We start from the raw sequence: 15,384 nt of genomic DNA on the forward strand, positions 1-15,384 counted from the left end.
TCTTCCAGGGGCGCGGGGAACTGCGCATCTTCAGGGGCGCGGGGAACTGCGCGTCTTTTAGGGGCGCGGGGAACTGCGCGAGCAACCACGACGCACCCGCGGTCGGCAACGCACCCGCAGTCGCCATACGGCCTACCGCTCCCCGCCCCTACGCCGCTCCCGCTCCCGCCGCATCTCGTGCACATGGTCAAGATGGGAGGCGTGCAGCTCGCGCCGCGCCTCCCGCCGCTCCAACCGCTCCTGCCGCCGAGCCTCCTTCAGCCGCTGCCGCTCGGCCTTCGGCACCTTCCGCTCGACCCCGACCCCGCCCCAGAACGCGAACCCGGTGATGACCACGCGCGGCGCGCCGGGGTCGCCCGGTACGCCCTCCTCGCTGTGGTCGAAGCCGCCCATGATCCCGATGCCCCGGACGACGACCTCGACGCCGGGCGGCACGATCACGTTGATCCCGCCCATGACCGCCACGCAGTTGATCGTGACCTCGCGCTCCGGGAAGTACGCCTCCCGCAGATCCAGTTCCCCGCCGCCCCAGAACGCGAAGCAGTCGAACCGCCGGGGCACGGTCCAGCGCCCCTTGCGCTCGAACCCGGACATGACCGCCACGCCCCACGTGGACGTGCCGTCGCCGCCGACGATCCGCTCCGGCCAACTCGCGTCCTCCGCAGGCCCCTTGACCAGCGACACGGACGGCGGCGGCACGACGGCCGGCGGCGCCACGGTCCCCGCACCCGGCAGATCCCGGGTGATCGGCGCCAGCTCGCCGTACGTCCGCGCCTTGTACGTCGCGTCCAGCCGCTCCTCGAACTCCTCCATGTCGAGCCGCCCCTCGGCCAGGGCGTCCCGCAGTTGCTCGGAGACGCGTTCACGATCGGCGTCGGAGGCACGAAGGTCCGCGGCGGCCGGAAGATCCGGCTGGTCGTCCGTCATACGAATCAGCCTACGAGGAACCCCCGCGCGGGGCTACGAGACGGCCGGCCCCGGCTCCCCCACCCGCTCCGCCTGCTGCGCGTACATCCGGGCGATCACGGCCTCGATGTCCGGCTCCCGCACCGACAGGTCCACCAGCGGATACTCCGAGGCGATCCGCGCCACCAGCGGGGCCGCCGACTCCGACGCGGGGAACGCGAGCCACTGCCGGGGCCCCTCCACCCGTACGACCCGGGCGGGCGCGGCCTCGATCGGCGGCAGCTCGCGCTCCAGGTCGACGACGAGCGTGCGCTCGCTCTCGCCCACCTCGTGCAGCCCGGTCAGCGGACCGTCGTACATCAGGCGCCCGTGATCGATGACCATCACCCGGCGGCACAGCTGCTCGATGTCCTGGAGGTCGTGCGTGGTGAGGAGCACGGTGGTGCCCTGCTCGGTGTTGAGCTCCCTGAGGAACTCGCGGACCTTGGCCTTGCTGATGACGTCGAGCCCGATCGTCGGCTCGTCCAGGTACAGCACCTCGGGGTCGTGCAGCAGAGCCGCCGCGATGTCCCCGCGCATGCGCTGACCGAGCGACAGCTGCCGTACGGGCACGTCCAGCAGGTCACCCAGTTCGAGGAGTTCGACGCAACGGTCGAGGTTCTCGCGGTAACGGGCGTCGGGGATGCGGTACATACGGTGCATCAGCCGGTAGGAGTCGATGAGGGGGAGGTCCCACCACAAGGTCGTACGCTGCCCGAACACCACCCCGATACGCCGGGCGAGCCGCGTCCGCTCACGCGACGGGTCGATGCCGGCCACCCGCAGACGGCCCCCGCTCGGGGTCAGAATGCCCGTCAGCATCTTGATGGTGGTCGACTTCCCGGCGCCGTTCGGGCCGATGTAGCCGACCATCTCGCCGCGCGCCACGGTGAAGGAGATCGAGTCAACCGCCCGGACCTCGCGCCGCTCCCGGCGCAGGAACCCCGTCTTCTTGCGGACGTCGAAGACCTTCTCCAGCCGGTCGAGTTCGATGAACCGGTCTCCGACCGCGTCCGCTCCCAGTGCCTCGCTCATATGTCCCTCGGCTCCCTAACTCCCCGTACTCCGATACGAACGCAGCCCCGCCCGCCACGCGACCCCCGCCAGCGCACAGCAGGCCACGCCGACCAGCGGTGGGGCGAAGGCCAGCCAGGTCGGCAGGTCGAGCGGGTAGGGGCGGCCCAGGACGTACATTCCGGGCACCCAGTTGACGAAGGCGAGCGGCAGGACGAAGGTCACCCCGCGCACCAGGTCCTTGGCGAAGAGCGCCGGCGGGTACTGCAGAAGGGTGGCGCCGCCATAGGTGAAGGCGTTCTGCACCTCGGAGGCGTCCTGCGCGACGAACTGGAAGGCCGCGCCCCCGACGAACACCGCCGCGAAGATCATTCCGCCGCTGCACACCATCAGCGGGATCATCAGCACCTTGGCCGGTGTCCAGGCGATGTCGAGCGTGGTCAGGGCGTACCCGAGGACGAACAGCCCCTGGGTGATCCGGCCGAGGCGGCGCAGCGCGAACTTGTCGGCGGCGACCTGGGCGAGCACCGGCACCGGGCGGACGAGAAGGGTGTCCAGGGTGCCGTCGCGGACCCGGCGGCCGAGCCGGTCCATGGAGCCGATCATCAGATCGGCGAGGCCGAACGCGATCCCGGAGGTGCCGTACAGGAGAGCGATCTCGGGCAGGGTGAAGCCGCCCAACTCGTCGACCTGGGAGAACATCAGCAGGATCGCGACGAAGTCGAAGGAGGTCGCCGCGAAGTTCCCGAAGGTCGTCATGGCGAAGGAGGCGCGGTAGGCCATCGTGGAGCGGATCCACATGGCGGCGATCATGCGATAAGCGCGCAGACCGTCCCGTACGCGGCCGGCCACGCCGTACTCGCCGAACGGATTTTCCCCGGCTGTCTCCCTGACCCGCGCGCCCCCGCGCCCGTCCGCGTGCTCCGCCGCGAGTTCATCGAGGTCAGCCACCCTGGACCACCACCTTCCGCGTCGCCGCCGACTGGATCAGCCGCCCGACCGCCAGCAGCACCGCCGCCCAGGCGAGCTGGAAGGCGTACGTCCCCCAGGGGTCGGCCTCGCCCAACAGGACGTCCGCCGGGGCCTGGAGCAGCGCGGACCAGGGCAGGAGGCGGGCGAGGTCGCCGAGCGCGCCGGGGAAGACGTTCAGCGGCAGGAGCATCCCGGAGAAGAAGACTCCGGTGAGCCAGGTGATCTGCATCGCTCCGGCGCCGTCGAGGAGCCAGAACGCCCACAGGGCGACGATGTACCGGATCGCGAAGCTGACGAGGGCCCCGAGAGCGACCGCGACGAGACAGGCGAGCCAGGGCAGTGGGCCGGAGGGCAGCGCCAGGTCGAAGAAGAACGCCCCGCACACCATGGGGACGACACCTCGTCCGAGCAGCTGGAACAGGGCGCGGCCCATGTCCGCGGCGAGCCACCACAGCTGGAGGTCGACGGGCCGGTACAGGTCGACCGCGATGTCCCCGGTCCGGATCCGCTCGATCAACTCCTCCTCGAACCCCGCGCTTCCCAGCACCATCACCGCGAACATCGCCTGCCCGACCCATACATAGGTGAGGGCCTGCGCCTGGTCGTAGCCGCCGAGGTGGGGCTTCTCGTGCCAGAGGGCCAGGTAGGTGTATGCAAGGATGAAGCCGAAGACGGTGTTGGTGAACACCCCCGCGGCGGTGGCCACCCGATATGTCGCGTACCGCCTGAAACCACCGGCGGCGACGGCGGCGTACAACCGCCCTGTGCCCACGAGGAAACCCCCATCCGCTGCGAAGAGTTAGGCGAAAGGCCGAGGCCTGGACCGATTCGGGCCGAAGCGAAGAAGCCTAGTCCGCGGCCGGAGTGGCCTGCCACGCGTTTTCGGGGGCGGACGGTGGTGCTCATGGGGTGTGCGGGGCACGTGCCGCGATCCGGGAACGGATCGAGCGGTACGAGAGTCTTTACTCGGGGGTGCAGAACCGGCCCGGAGCGGGCGCAAAGCGTACGAGTCCGTACGGAAATGAACGTACGACGCGAAAACAGGAGCACGGCAGCACGATGAGCGACGAGCCGCAGCCGAAGCGGAACGGCCCGGGCTGGGCACCGAGAGACCCGGGGCCACGCACTCCGGGCACGCCTCCGGGGTCCGGCGACCACGCCGCCATGGGGAACACCGACGGTACGCCCGGCACGACACCGGGCGGGAAGCCGGGCGGGACGCCCGAAGCGGCACGTGGCGGGACGCCCGACGCCGCACGTGGACGAAGGCCTGACGCGGCGTCCGCCGGGGGGCCCGACGCGGCCGCCGGGGGGCCTGACTCGGCGTCCCCCCGGAGGCCTGACGGGGCGTCCGCGGGGAAGCCCGGCACGACGCCCGACGGGAGGCCGCACGGCAAGCCCGGCACGGCTCCCGGCAGGCAGACCGGTGCCGTGCAGGGCAGGCAGACCGGCGGGCAGACCGACGCGGCTCCCGGCGGGAAGTCCGGTGGGCAGACCGGTGCCGTGCCCGGCAGGCAGACCGGCGGGCAGACCGACGCGGTGCCCGGCAGGCAGACCGGCTCGACTCCTCCCGGCTCGGCGCCCGGCGGAAAGCCCGGTGCGGGATCCACCCGGACGCCGGAGGCCAAGCCGACACCGGCCTCCGACCGCAAGCCCAGCGGGGCCCGTGACGGTCAGCCCGCCGAGGCCCGTGACGGTCAGCCCACCGGGGCTCGTGACGGCCGGCCCGCCCAGGCCCGCGACGGCCATCCCACCGGGCCCCGTGACGCCAAGCCCGCCGACGCGCGCGGCGGCAACCCCGCCGGAGCCCGTGACGCCAGGCCCGTCGACGGACGTGACGCCAAGCCCGCCGGAGCCCCCGACGCCAAGGCCGCCCGTGCCGCCCGGGCCGCGAGGGCCGCCGGCGCGCGTGGCGGCAACCCCGCCGGCCCCGGTAGCCCCGGCCCCCTCGGCGCGCGCGACCGCGCGCCCGGCGGCGCCCCTGACGCCAGGCCCTCCGGCGCCCCTGACGGCAAGGCCCCCCGGACGCCCGGCGCGGCAGCCGGCGCGGCCGGTGACGACACACCCACCACCACGCTGGGCGTCATCCCGGCCGGTAAGGCAGCCGCGGCGCCCGCCCGGTCGGCGCAGGACACGCCTACCCAGGCACTGGGCGTCATCCCCGCCGGGGCGGCCACCGCCCCCGCGCCCGCCGCCGTGCCCGACATCACGCCCGACCCCGGAGCCGGGGGCGGCAAGGGGAAGAAGCCCAAGCGGCCCAAGCGCAAGGGGTGGAGGCGGCTGTTCCCCACCTGGCGCATGGTGCTCGGCGCCTTCGTCATCGGGCTCATGCTGATCGTCGGCGCCTTCGTGCTGGGCTACAACATGGTCCACATCCCCAAGGCGAACGCGTTCGCGACCAAGCAGAGCAACGTCTACCTGTACGCGGACGGCAGCCAGATCGCCCGCGACGGCGAGGTCAACCGCGAGAACGTCCCGCTGTCGAAGGTCTCCAAGGAGGCCCAGCGCGCCGTACTGGCCGCCGAGGACCGCGACTTCTACTCCGAGCCGGCCATCGACCTCAAGGCGATGGCCCGCGCGGCCTGGAACACCGCGACCGGCAAGGGCAAGCAGTCCGGCTCGACGATCACCCAGCAGTACGTGAAGAACTACTACCTGGCCCAGGACCAGACCGTCACCCGCAAGGCCAAGGAGTTCTTCATCTCGATCAAGCTGGACCGCGAGGTGACCAAGGACGAGATCCTGGAGGGCTACCTCAACACCAGCTTCTTCGGCCGCAACGCCTACGGCATCCAGGCCGCGGCCCAGGCCTACTACGGCGTCGACGCCGACCGTCTCACCGCCGAGCAGGGCGCCTACCTCGCCGCCCTGGTCAACGCGCCGAGCATGTACGACGTCGTCGCCCACCCCGAGAACAAGGGCGCGGCCGTCGCCCGCTGGAACTACGTCCTCGACGGCATGGTCAAGGAGGGCTGGCTCAAGCAGTCCGAGCGGACCGGCGCGAAGTTCCCGATGCCGAAGCAGGCCACCACGTCCAGCGCCTTCTCCGGACAGCGCGGCTATCTCGTCGAGGCCATCAAGTCGTACCTCTACGACCACAAGATCATCGACGAGGAGGCGCTGGAGAACGGCGGTGGCTACCGCATCACCACCACCATCCAGCCCAAGATGCAGGACGCCTTCATCAAGGCCGTCGACGACCAGCTGATGGACAAGCTCGACAAGAAGAACCGCAAGGTCGACAACTACGTCCGCGCCGGCGGTGTCTCCATCGACCCGAAGACCGGCAAGGTCATCGCGATGTACGGCGGCATCGACTACACCAAGCAGTACGTGAACAACGCGACCCGCCGCGACTTCCAGGTCGGCTCGACCTTCAAGCCGTTCGTGTTCACCTCCGCCGTGGAGAACGCCTCCAACAACCAGAGCGGCCAGGCGATCACCCCGAACACCGTCTACGACGGCACCAACAAGCGCCCCGTGGTGGGCTGGCCCGGCGAGACGTACGCCCCCGAGAACGAGGACTACGTCAACTACGGCAACATCACCGTCCGCCAGGCCACCCAGAGCTCCGTGAACTCGGTGTACGCGCAGATGGCGGTGGACGTCGGCCCCGAGAAGGTCGAGAAGACCGCGATCGACCTCGGTCTGCCCAAGAGCACCCCGGACATGAACCCGTATCCGTCCATCGCCCTGGGCACCGCCACCGCGAGCGTCCTCGACATGACGGAGGCGTACGCCACGCTCGCCAACCACGGCAAGCACGGCACGTACACGATGATCGAGAAGATCAGCAAGGACGGCGCGGCGGTCGAACTCCCCTCCACGGAGTCCACGCAGGCCGTCAGCCGCAAGGCCGCCGACACCACCACGGCCGTCCTGCGGAGCGTCGTCGAGAGCGGCACCGCCACCGCCGCCCAGGCCTCCGGCCACCCGGTCGCCGGCAAGACCGGCACCGCCGAGGAGGACAAGGCGGCCTGGTTCGCCGGCTACACCCCCGACCTCGCCACCGTCGTCTCCGTCATGGGCCAGGACCCCAAGACGGGCGCCCACAAGCCGCTGTACGGCACCATGGGCCTGAACCGCGTCAACGGCGGCGGGGCGCCCACGGAGATCTGGGCGCAGTTCACCAAGGCCGCCCTGAAGGGCAAGAAGGTCAAGGACTTCGACCTCGACCTCCAGATCGGCGCCGACGTCGTCTACACCCCGCCCAGCACCCCCGCCGACGAGCCGGGTGCCACCGGCGACGAGGAGACCGGCGGCGCCACGGGTGACGAGGAGACCGACGGCCCGACGGACGGCGGCACCGACGACAGCACGACCACCGGCGGCACGCCCACGACCGACGGCGGGACCACCTCCACCGGCGGCACGTCGACGGACGGAGGTACTACGTCCACCGGCGGCACCACGACCGACGGCGGCACCACCTCCACCGGCGGTACGACGACCGACGGCGGCACCGGCTCCACCGGCGGCACCACGACCGACGGCGGCACGACGGACGGCGGAGGAGCGGCGACAGGGGCCGGCGGGACGGCGGAGGGTCCGTTCGGGTAGCCGCGGCCGCTCCGTGGCCGGAGGTGGCCTTCAACCCCACCACGGCCACGAGCGGCAGACACGGCAGACACCCGTAGAACGCGGCAGGGGCTGGTGACCATGGTCACCAGCCCCTGCCGCGTTCTCACACCTACGCATCACAGATACAGGCCCGTGGAGTCCTCCGACCCCTCGAACCGGTCCGCGGCCACGGCGTGCAGGTCCCGCTCGCGCATCAGGACGTACGCGACACCGCGGACCTCGACCTCGGCACGGTCCTCCGGGTCGTAGAGGACGCGGTCGCCGGGCTCGACGGTCCGGACGTTCTGGCCGACCGCGACGACCTCGGCCCAGGCGAGGCGCCGGCCGACCGCCGCCGTCGCGGGGATCAGGATGCCGCCGCCGGAACGCCGCTCGCCCTCGGCGGTGTCCTGCCGCACGAGCACACGGTCGTGCAGCATCCGGATGGGCAACTTGTCGTGTTGGGTCTTCTCGCTCACGCCCCGAACCTACCTGTCTCCGTCAGGTCCTACGACGTCGAGTGCCGAGAGTGAGGAGCCCGACGACACCGACGACACCGACGACCACGAGGGCGACGGGCACGATGCGCTCGACCCGCGGCGCCCCGTCCTCGTCGACGAACTGGCCCCTGACGTCACTGACCACACGATTGACCGAGACGTACGCCTTGCCCAGGGTGTGGTCGATGTTGGAGACCACCTTGGCCTTGGCGTCGCCCACGATCGTCTTGGGGTGCACGCGGACGCCGATCTCGTCGAGCGTCTCGGCGAGGTTGTCGCGGCGGCGCTTGATGTCCGCCTCGATCTCGGCCGGGGTTCTGATGTCCGAGCTCTCCGCCACCGCGCGGCCTCCCGTTGTCGGTTGTCGGTGAAATCTCTTGGTTGCGACAGTCTGTCAGCTCCACCCGGCACCGCACCGCCAGGGCCCGCCATTACGCTGGCCCGATGAGCGAGCGACTCCAGCCCGGGGACGTGGCCCCCGCCTTCACCCTCCCGGACGCCGACGGCAACGAGGTGTCCCTGTCCGACCACAAGGGCCGCAAGGTCATCGTCTACTTCTACCCGGCCGCCCTGACCCCCGGCTGCACCAAGCAGGCCTGCGACTTCACCGACAACCTGGAGCTCCTCGCGGACGCCGGGTACGACGTCCTCGGCATCTCCCCCGACAAGCCCGAGAAACTCGCCAAGTTCCGCGAGAAGGAGTCGCTGAAGGTCACCCTTCTCGGCGACCCCGACAAAACCGCCCTCGACGCCTACGGCGCCTTCGGCGAGAAGAAGAACTACGGCAAGACCTACATGGGCGTCATCCGCTCCACGATCATCGTCGACGAGGAGGGCAAGGTCGAACACGCCCTGTACAACGTCCGCGCGACGGGCCACGTAGCCAAGATCATCAAGGACCTGGGCATCTGAGGCCCGCCTCCGCCCCACAGAACGGCCCGCACCGGATCACCCCGGTACGGGCCGTTCCGCATTCCGGGCGTAACCGTCTGATTTACGGCTCGTTACTCCGTACGAGCCACGAACAGGTGGCCGGGAACGGAGAGGTCATGACCGTCAGGTACACCCGCGAACTGCTGGAGGAAGCAGCGCGCGAGACGAGGCACATCGACGAGGCCGTTCGATGGTGCGGCGGCAGACCGACTCCAGGAAGCAGGCGCTACCTACGCCAGAAGATGGCTGAGGCCGACGTGGACATCTCGCATTTCGCTACAAGCCGGGTCCGGCACACGGAAGAGCGCCTACGTGCCGCCGTGGCGGTGTCGACCAGCATCAAGGACGTGGTGCGCCACCTCGGAATCAACCAGGTCGGGGGCAACCAAACTCACATCAGTCGCCGGATCGCCACGCTCGGAATCGACACTTCCCACTTCAACTCCGCGCGCAAAGGGCGCCCGAAGGGATCGCTCGGCAACCCGCTCACCTTGCGCACCCCCGAGGACGGAAGGGTCCCCGGTGACCGGCTGCTCCGAGAACTCCTGCGTACGGGAGTCCGTGAAGTCTGCGCGGCGTGCGGCACAGGGCCGGAGTGGAACAGCAAGCCGCTCCGCCTCGAAGTCGACCACATCAGCGGCGACTGGTGGGACAACCGCTCGGAGAATCTACGGCTGCTGTGCCCCAACTGTCACGCCACGACCGACACTTACCGGGGACGTCGGAAGTGGAAGAGCGCATGAACACTCCCAAGTACACCAGGGACGTGCTGATGAGGACCGCGGCCATCTCGACGAGCCTGGTGGACATGATGCGGCGGCTGGGCACGACCTTGGGCTGCGGTCCTCAGCGCTACCTGCGCCGCAGGCTGGAGCATTATGGGATCGACACCTCACACTTCACCGAAGAGCCGCTTCCGCCCCGAGAGAAGCGGTCCTATGCGCGCGAACTACTGGAAGAGGCGGCGGCCCAGTCGCACAGCATCCGCGAGATGTTCGAGTATCTGGGCTATCCGCCGGAGGACAGTCCTTACTGGCTCGTCAGAAAGCGACTGGATCAATACGGCATCGACACGTCGCACTTCACACGCAGGTACGGACGCAGCCTCGAAGGTCTTCCCCCGGACGTTCTCGCATCAGCGGCTGCCCGAGCCACCAGCGTTGCTGGCCTACTCAAGATCCTCGGCTATCACGACACCAATGGTGCCGCCCGCACACGAGTGAAGCGCACTCTGCTGGCACACGGCATCGCCACTGATCACTTCACCGGGCAGGGCCACTTTCGCGGCACCGTGTCGCGGCACCGAAAGTCCCCCGACCAGATCCTGCGCCGATTGGAACCGGGCTCGAACCGCACCAGGACCGCCCTGCTACGTCGTGCCCTCGACGACCTCGGTGTGCCGCACGTCTGCACCTCGTGCGGCATCGGCGACATCTGGCAAGGCAGGACACTGATCCTGGAGATCGATCACATCAATGGTGACCGGTTGGACAACCGCCGCGAAAACCTCCGGTATCTGTGCCCTTCCTGCCACAGCCAGACAGCCACCTACTCAAATCGATCTCGCCACGTACCGCGTCCCCGAGGCCCGGTAGAGTGAGCGAGGCTGCGGGCCCGTACCCCAGCTGGCCAGAGGGCGCCGGTTTAGGTCCGGTGTGTCGTGGGTTCGAGTCCCACCGGGCCCACAGGAAACTAAAGCCCCGCACCTTCGATTCAAAGGTGCGGGGCTCTTCCATGAAGTCAGCCCAACAGCTCCCGCAGCACCGGCACCAACCCCCGGAACGCCTTGCCTCGATGACTGATCGCGTTCTTCTCCTCCGCCGACAGCTCGGCGCACGTCCGGGTCTCGCCCTCCGGCTGGAGGATCGGGTCGTAGCCGAAGCCGTTCGTGCCGGTGGGGGCGTGACGCAGTACGCCCCTCAGCTGACCCTCGACCACCCTTTCCGTGCCGTCGGGTAGGGCCAGCGCCGCCGCGCAGTTGAAGTGGGCGCCCCGGTGTTCGTCGGCGATGTCGCCGAGTTGGGCCAGCAGCAGTTCCAGGTTGGCCCTGTCGTCGCCGTGGGTGCCTGCCCAGCGGGCGGAGAAGATGCCGGGGGCGCCGTTCAGGACGTCGACGCAGAGGCCGGAGTCGTCGGCGATGGCGGGGAAGCCGGTGGCGCGGGCGAGGGCGTGGGCCTTCAGCAGGGCGTTCTCCGCGAAGGTGACGCCGGTCTCCTTGACGTCGGGGACGTCCGGGTAGGCGTCCGCGCCGACGAGGTCGTGGCTCAGGCCGGCGTCGGCGAGGATGGCCTTCAGCTCGGTGAGCTTGCCGGCGTTGCGGGTGGCGAGGATCAGGCGGGTCATGCCCACCAGTATCGCGATCCCCGCCTCCCGGTTCGCATGGGTTACGGCAGTTACGGCAGTTACGACGTGCAGACCTTCGTCAGCTCGCCCGCCGCGTCCGTGATGCCGCTGATGTCGGGGGTGGTGTCCCCGTTCTCCACGGCCGTACGCGTGTCGGTGACGGCCTTCTGGAGCGAGTCGACGGCCTTGTTGACGTCGGTGTTGTCGGTCTTGTCGCCGATCTCGTCGAGGTTCTTGTCGATGGAGGCGAGGGACTCCTCCAGCTGCGTGGGGTCGTCCGCCGCGTTCTGCACGGCCTGCTGGAGGTCGTTCACGCTCTGGGCGATGGCATCGGCGGTCTGGACGCAGTCCAGGGCCTTGTTCACGGCATCGCAGCCGGTGGTGAGTCCGGCCGTCAGGGCGACGGCCGCTACGGCTCCGGCGATGGCGGTCATACGACGTCGGCGGCTCGCGGCCATGGAACGGTCCTCCTGAGGAACTGGGTGCAGGCCTGACGGCCCCCTGCGTGGTGCATGAACGGCTACTGCTGTGTGGCCGGGTGCACGGTGGTGTGCCGTGCACCCGTACGTGCAAGGACGCGGGCGGGGCCGCCGTGGTTGCCACCGGCAGGCCTCGCTCTTGGCGTGCCCTTTACCTTTCGAGGACCGTATCAAGCGCCTTGCGCTGCAGGAGCGCCAGCTCCGTGCAGCCGGAAACGGCGAGGTCCAGCAGGGAGTTGAGCTCCTCGCGGGCGAACGGCTCGGCCTCGGCGGTGCCCTGGACCTCGACGAAGCGGCCGTCGCCGGTGCAGACGACGTTCATGTCGGTGTCGGCCTTCACGTCCTCCTCGTAGCGGAGGTCGAGGAGGGGGACGCCGCCGACGATGCCGACGGAGACCGCCGAGACGGTTCCGGTGAGGGGCTGCCGGTTGGCCTTGATCAGCTTCTTGCCCTGGGCCCAGGAGACGGCGTCGGCCAGCGCGACGTACGCGCCGGTGATGGCTGCCGTACGGGTGCCGCCGTCGGCCTGGAGGACGTCGCAGTCGAGGACGATGGTGTTCTCGCCGAGCGCCTTGTAGTCGATGACGGCGCGCAGGGAACGGCCGATGAGGCGGGAGATCTCGTGGGTGCGGCCGCCGATCTTGCCGCGTACGGACTCCCGGTCGCCGCGGGTGTTGGTGGCGCGGGGGAGCATGGAGTACTCGGCGGTCACCCAGCCCTCGCCGCTGCCCTTGCGCCAGCGCGGGACGCCTTCGGTGACGGAGGCGGTGCAGAAGACCTTCGTGTCGCCGAAGGAGATGAGGACGGAGCCCTCGGCGTGCTTGCTCCACCCGCGTTCGATGGTGACCGGGCGGAGCTGTTCGGGCGTGCGGCCGTCGATTCGAGACATGCCGCTGAGCTTAGGGGGTGTCGCGCGACACCCCCTCACCGCGTTCGGGGCCTCGGGGACTCGGGGCCCTACATCATGTCCTCGATCTCCGCGGCGATGGGGTCGGCGTCGGTGCCGATGACGACCTGGATCGCGGTGCCCATCTTGACGACGCCGTGGGCGCCGGCGGCCTTGAGGGCGGCCTCGTCGACGAGGGAGGCGTCATGGACCTCGGTGCGCAGCCGGGTGATGCAGCCCTCGACCTCGTCGATGTTGTCGAGGCCGCCGAGCCCGGCGACGATCTTCTCAGCCTTGGTGGCCATGGCGCTTCTCCCTGATGACCGTGTGGAGCGTTCCGAATCGTTCGCGACTGGTCTACACCACGCGGGGGTCGCCCGCCAAGCGGGGGCTCTCGCCGGGTGGGAACGGGAGGCGAAGGCCCGGTGACATCACGAAGGCATAAAACGGGAATCGCGGGTTCCTTGGCCGACCCCTCGCGTGCTACAACAGGTCTACACCACTGAATGGTGTAGACCTCTCCCGTGCTGCCCTCCCCCACACTCCCGTCCCCGGGCGGCGCCCTGCTCTCATGGAGGAAGTTGTGACCACGGCCAGCGCCGCTCCCGCGGCCGCAGACAACAAGGGCCCCGGCTGGGGCTCCCGCACGATGGCTGTGCTGCAGCGCATCGGCCGCAGCCTGATGCTGCCGGTCGCCGTCCTGCCGGCCGCCGCCCTGCTCGTGCGGCTCGGCACCACGGACATGCTGGGCAGCGAGTCGCTCCCCGGCTTCGTCACCAAGTTCGCGGGCTTCATGGCCGCCGGCGGCGGCGCCATCCTCGACAACATGCCGCTGCTGTTCGCCGTCGGCATCGCGATCGGCTTCGCGAAGAAGTCGGACGGCTCGACCGCCCTCGCCGCGGTCGTCGGCTACCTCGTCTTCCAGAAGGTCCTCGGCACCTTCACCGACCCGAACCTCCCGCAGGTGGCCACCGCCGTCGACGGCAAGGTCGTGATGGTGGACAAGGCGGTCAACGCCGGTGTCCTCGGCGGTGTGGTGATGGGCCTGGTCGTCGCCCTGCTCTACCAGCGCTTCCACCGCACCAAGCTGCCCGACTGGGCCGGCTTCTTCGGCGGCCGCCGCCTGGTGCCCATCCTGGCCGCCTTCGCGGGCCTGTTCATCGGCATCGTCTTCGGTTACATCTGGCCGGTCCTCGGCGCGGGTCTGCACAACTTCGGCGAGTGGCTGGTCGGTTCCGGTGCGGTCGGCGCGGGCATCTTCGGCATCGCCAACCGCGCGCTGATCCCGGTCGGCATGCACCACCTGCTGAACTCCTTCCCGTGGTTCCAGGCCGGTTCGTACGAGGGCAAGAGCGGTGACATCGCGCGCTTCCTCGCCGGTGACCCGACCGCCGGACAGTTCATGACCGGCTTCTTCCCGATCATGATGTTCGGCCTGCCGGCCGTCTGTCTCGCGATCTACCACGCGGCCCGCCCCGAGCGGCGCGCGGTGGTCGGCGGCATGATGTTCTCCATGGCGCTGACCTCGTTCGTCACCGGTGTCACCGAGCCGATCGAGTTCACGTTCATGTTCATCGCCCCGGTCCTGTACGCCATTCACGCCGTGCTCACCGGCATCTCCATGGCCCTGACCTGGGCACTCGGCATGAAGGACGGCTTCGGCTTCTCGGCCGGCGTGATCGACTTCGGCCTCAACCTGGGCATCGCCACCAAGCCCTGGGCACTGCTCCTGGTCGGCCTGTGCTTCGGCGTCCTCTACTACGTGATCTTCCGGTACGCCATCGTCCGATTCAACCTGCCGACCCCCGGCCGGGAGTCGGACGAGGAGCTGGCGGAGCTGCAGAAGGCGGAGGCCAAGTAGCCGCCACGGCTCCCCCGAGCACGCGGAAGGCCCCCGGAGTCCGCTCCGGGGGCCTTCCGCGTACGTCGTGCTCCGATCGCGTACGCCGCCTCGGGTCGCGTACGCCTTCTCGGATCGCGTACGGCGTCTCAGATCTCGTACGACACCCTGGGCACCGCCAGTTCCACCGGACCGTCGTACACCGTGCGGGCGTCGACGAGGTTGACCTGCGGGTCGGTCCACGGCGGGACGTGGGTGAGGACGAGCCGGCGGGCGCCCGCCCGGGCGGCCGTCTCACCGGCCTCCCGGCCGTTGAGGTGGAGGTCCGGGATGTTCTCCTTGCCGTGGGTGAAGGCGGCCTCGCACAGGAACAGGTCGGCGTCGCGGGCGAGTTCGTCCAGGGCGGCGGTGACGCCGGTGTCCCCGGAGTACGTCAGGACCCGGCCACCGTGTTCGATACGGATGCCGTACGCCTCGACGGGGTGGGCGACCCGTTCCGTGTGGATGGTGAAGGGGCCGATCTCGAACGTGCTCGGCTTGACCGTGTGGAAGTCGAAGACCTCGCTCATGGAGGAGGCGGACGGGGTGTCGGCGTAGGCCGTGGTCAGGCGCTGCTCGGTGCCCTCGGGACCGTAGACCGGGATGGGGGCGCAGCGGCCGCCGTCGTGGCGGTAGTAGCGTGCGACGAAGTACGCGCACATGTCGATGCAGTGGTCGGCGTGCAGATGGCTGAGGAAGATCGCGTCGAGGTCGTAGAGACCGCAGTGGCGCTGCAGCTCGCCGAGGGCACCGTTGCCCATGTCGAGGAGCAGCCGGAAGCCGTCGGCCTCTACGAGGTAGCTCGAGCAGGCCGATTCCGCGGACGGGAACGACCCCGAGCAGCCGACGACGGTGAGCTTCATGAGAGCTGGA

16 protein-coding genes and 1 tRNA gene are annotated in these 15,384 nt (G+C 69.8%); 6 read left to right on the forward strand and 11 right to left on the reverse strand.

The features are described 5' to 3' along the window. Positions 1-132: 132 nt before the first annotated feature. From OG202_RS19100 to OG202_RS19115, 4 genes are read right to left on the reverse strand one after another with little or no spacing between them, the layout of a single operon-like run. Positions 133-927, reverse strand: coding sequence for a DUF1707 SHOCT-like domain-containing protein (locus OG202_RS19100; protein ID WP_328223193.1), 795 nt, complete (start codon positions 925-927; stop codon positions 133-135). Between the two features lie 33 nt (positions 928-960). Then, positions 961-1,980 (reverse strand): ABC transporter ATP-binding protein, encoded by a 1,020-nt coding sequence (locus tag OG202_RS19105; protein ID WP_326582482.1) that lies wholly within the window; start codon positions 1,978-1,980, stop codon positions 961-963. Positions 1,981-1,995: 15 nt separating this feature from the next. Beyond that, positions 1,996-2,910: an ABC transporter permease gene (locus tag OG202_RS19110; RefSeq protein ID WP_405961087.1), complete on the reverse strand. Its 915-nt coding sequence runs from the start codon at positions 2,908-2,910 to the stop codon at positions 1,996-1,998. After that, positions 2,903-3,703 carry an ABC transporter permease gene (locus OG202_RS19115; protein ID WP_326582481.1) on the reverse strand — a complete coding sequence of 267 codons (801 nt, stop codon included), beginning with the start codon at positions 3,701-3,703 and terminating at the stop codon, positions 2,903-2,905. The genes OG202_RS19110 and OG202_RS19115 overlap by 8 nt, the downstream gene beginning before the upstream one ends. A gap of 1,424 nt (positions 3,704-5,127) precedes the next feature. On the opposite strand from OG202_RS19115, the gene OG202_RS19120 reads away from it, so the two are divergent. Further along, complete coding sequence (locus OG202_RS19120; protein WP_405896036.1) at positions 5,128-7,491, forward strand: transglycosylase domain-containing protein; 2,364 nt, start codon at positions 5,128-5,130, stop codon at positions 7,489-7,491. Positions 7,492-7,628: 137 nt separating this feature from the next. Here the strand turns inward: OG202_RS19120 and OG202_RS19125 are convergent, their stop codons facing one another. Both OG202_RS19125 and OG202_RS19130 read right to left on the reverse strand, forming a co-directional pair. Next, on the reverse strand, positions 7,629-7,970 hold the full coding sequence (locus OG202_RS19125; RefSeq protein ID WP_033525031.1) for a GroES family chaperonin: 342 nt from the start codon (positions 7,968-7,970) through the stop codon (positions 7,629-7,631). 22 nt (positions 7,971-7,992) lie between these two features. Then, positions 7,993-8,331 (reverse strand): DUF3618 domain-containing protein, encoded by a 339-nt coding sequence (locus OG202_RS19130; RefSeq protein ID WP_327729496.1) that lies wholly within the window; start codon positions 8,329-8,331, stop codon positions 7,993-7,995. A 104-nt stretch (positions 8,332-8,435) separates the two neighbouring features. On the opposite strand from OG202_RS19130, the gene bcp reads away from it, so the two are divergent. The 4 genes from bcp to OG202_RS19150 all read left to right on the forward strand — a co-directional run bounded on the left by bcp (position 8,436) and on the right by OG202_RS19150 (position 10,609). Then, entirely contained in the window at positions 8,436-8,903 is a 468-nt protein-coding gene (gene bcp, locus OG202_RS19135; protein WP_326582479.1) for a thioredoxin-dependent thiol peroxidase, read from the forward strand. A 137-nt stretch (positions 8,904-9,040) separates the two neighbouring features. Further along, positions 9,041-9,667: an HNH endonuclease signature motif containing protein gene (locus OG202_RS19140; RefSeq protein ID WP_328223194.1), complete on the forward strand. Its 627-nt coding sequence runs from the start codon at positions 9,041-9,043 to the stop codon at positions 9,665-9,667. Continuing rightward, complete coding sequence (locus OG202_RS19145) at positions 9,664-10,524, forward strand: HNH endonuclease (RefSeq protein ID WP_327729494.1); 861 nt, start codon at positions 9,664-9,666, stop codon at positions 10,522-10,524. Before OG202_RS19140 ends, OG202_RS19145 begins: the two co-directional genes overlap by 4 nt. A gap of 10 nt (positions 10,525-10,534) precedes the next feature. Continuing rightward, positions 10,535-10,609, forward strand: a tRNA-Leu gene (locus OG202_RS19150). A gap of 55 nt (positions 10,610-10,664) precedes the next feature. Here OG202_RS19150 and rdgB read toward each other — a convergent pair. The 4 genes from rdgB to OG202_RS19170 all read right to left on the reverse strand — a co-directional run bounded on the left by rdgB (position 10,665) and on the right by OG202_RS19170 (position 12,937). Continuing rightward, a complete protein-coding gene (gene rdgB, locus OG202_RS19155; protein WP_327729493.1) occupies positions 10,665-11,267 on the reverse strand; it encodes an RdgB/HAM1 family non-canonical purine NTP pyrophosphatase in 603 nt (200 codons plus the stop codon). A gap of 59 nt (positions 11,268-11,326) precedes the next feature. Next, positions 11,327-11,725, reverse strand: coding sequence for a hypothetical protein (locus OG202_RS19160; RefSeq protein ID WP_319366756.1), 399 nt, complete (start codon positions 11,723-11,725; stop codon positions 11,327-11,329). A gap of 172 nt (positions 11,726-11,897) precedes the next feature. Continuing rightward, positions 11,898-12,635, reverse strand: coding sequence for a ribonuclease PH (rph, locus tag OG202_RS19165; protein WP_326582474.1), 738 nt, complete (start codon positions 12,633-12,635; stop codon positions 11,898-11,900). 68 nt (positions 12,636-12,703) lie between these two features. Continuing rightward, the gene (locus OG202_RS19170) at positions 12,704-12,937 is read right to left on the reverse strand and encodes a glucose PTS transporter subunit EIIB (protein WP_045560653.1); all 234 of its coding nucleotides are present in this window, start codon (positions 12,935-12,937) and stop codon (positions 12,704-12,706) included. 278 nt (positions 12,938-13,215) lie between these two features. Here OG202_RS19170 and OG202_RS19175 point away from each other — a divergent pair, with 278 nt between their 5' ends. Continuing rightward, positions 13,216-14,493 carry a PTS transporter subunit EIIC gene (locus OG202_RS19175; protein WP_326582473.1) on the forward strand — a complete coding sequence of 426 codons (1,278 nt, stop codon included), beginning with the start codon at positions 13,216-13,218 and terminating at the stop codon, positions 14,491-14,493. A gap of 128 nt (positions 14,494-14,621) precedes the next feature. Here OG202_RS19175 and OG202_RS19180 read toward each other — a convergent pair whose 3' ends face one another. After that, positions 14,622-15,374 (reverse strand): MBL fold metallo-hydrolase, encoded by a 753-nt coding sequence (locus tag OG202_RS19180; protein ID WP_327729492.1) that lies wholly within the window; start codon positions 15,372-15,374, stop codon positions 14,622-14,624. Positions 15,375-15,384: the final 10 nt, after the last annotated feature.

This window comes from Streptomyces sp. NBC_00310, assembly GCF_036208085.1.
Classification (GTDB): Bacteria; Actinomycetota; Actinomycetes; order Streptomycetales; family Streptomycetaceae; genus Streptomyces.

Coding starts and splice junctions, on each gene's coding strand:
- OG202_RS19170 (WP_045560653.1), bottom strand. CDS start 12,937: ATGGCCACCAAGGCTGAGAAGATCGTCGCCGGGCTCGGCGGCCTCGAC.
- rdgB (WP_327729493.1), bottom strand. CDS start 11,267: ATGACCCGCCTGATCCTCGCCACCCGCAACGCCGGCAAGCTCACCGAG.
- OG202_RS19140 (WP_328223194.1), top strand. CDS start 9,041: ATGACCGTCAGGTACACCCGCGAACTGCTGGAGGAAGCAGCGCGCGAG.
- OG202_RS19105 (WP_326582482.1), bottom strand. CDS start 1,980: ATGAGCGAGGCACTGGGAGCGGACGCGGTCGGAGACCGGTTCATCGAA.
- bcp (WP_326582479.1), top strand. CDS start 8,436: ATGAGCGAGCGACTCCAGCCCGGGGACGTGGCCCCCGCCTTCACCCTC.
- OG202_RS19145 (WP_327729494.1), top strand. CDS start 9,664: ATGAACACTCCCAAGTACACCAGGGACGTGCTGATGAGGACCGCGGCC.
- OG202_RS19160 (WP_319366756.1), bottom strand. CDS start 11,725: ATGGCCGCGAGCCGCCGACGTCGTATGACCGCCATCGCCGGAGCCGTA.
- OG202_RS19100 (WP_328223193.1), bottom strand. CDS start 927: ATGACGGACGACCAGCCGGATCTTCCGGCCGCCGCGGACCTTCGTGCC.
- rph (WP_326582474.1), bottom strand. CDS start 12,635: ATGTCTCGAATCGACGGCCGCACGCCCGAACAGCTCCGCCCGGTCACC.
- OG202_RS19180 (WP_327729492.1), bottom strand. CDS start 15,374: ATGAAGCTCACCGTCGTCGGCTGCTCGGGGTCGTTCCCGTCCGCGGAA.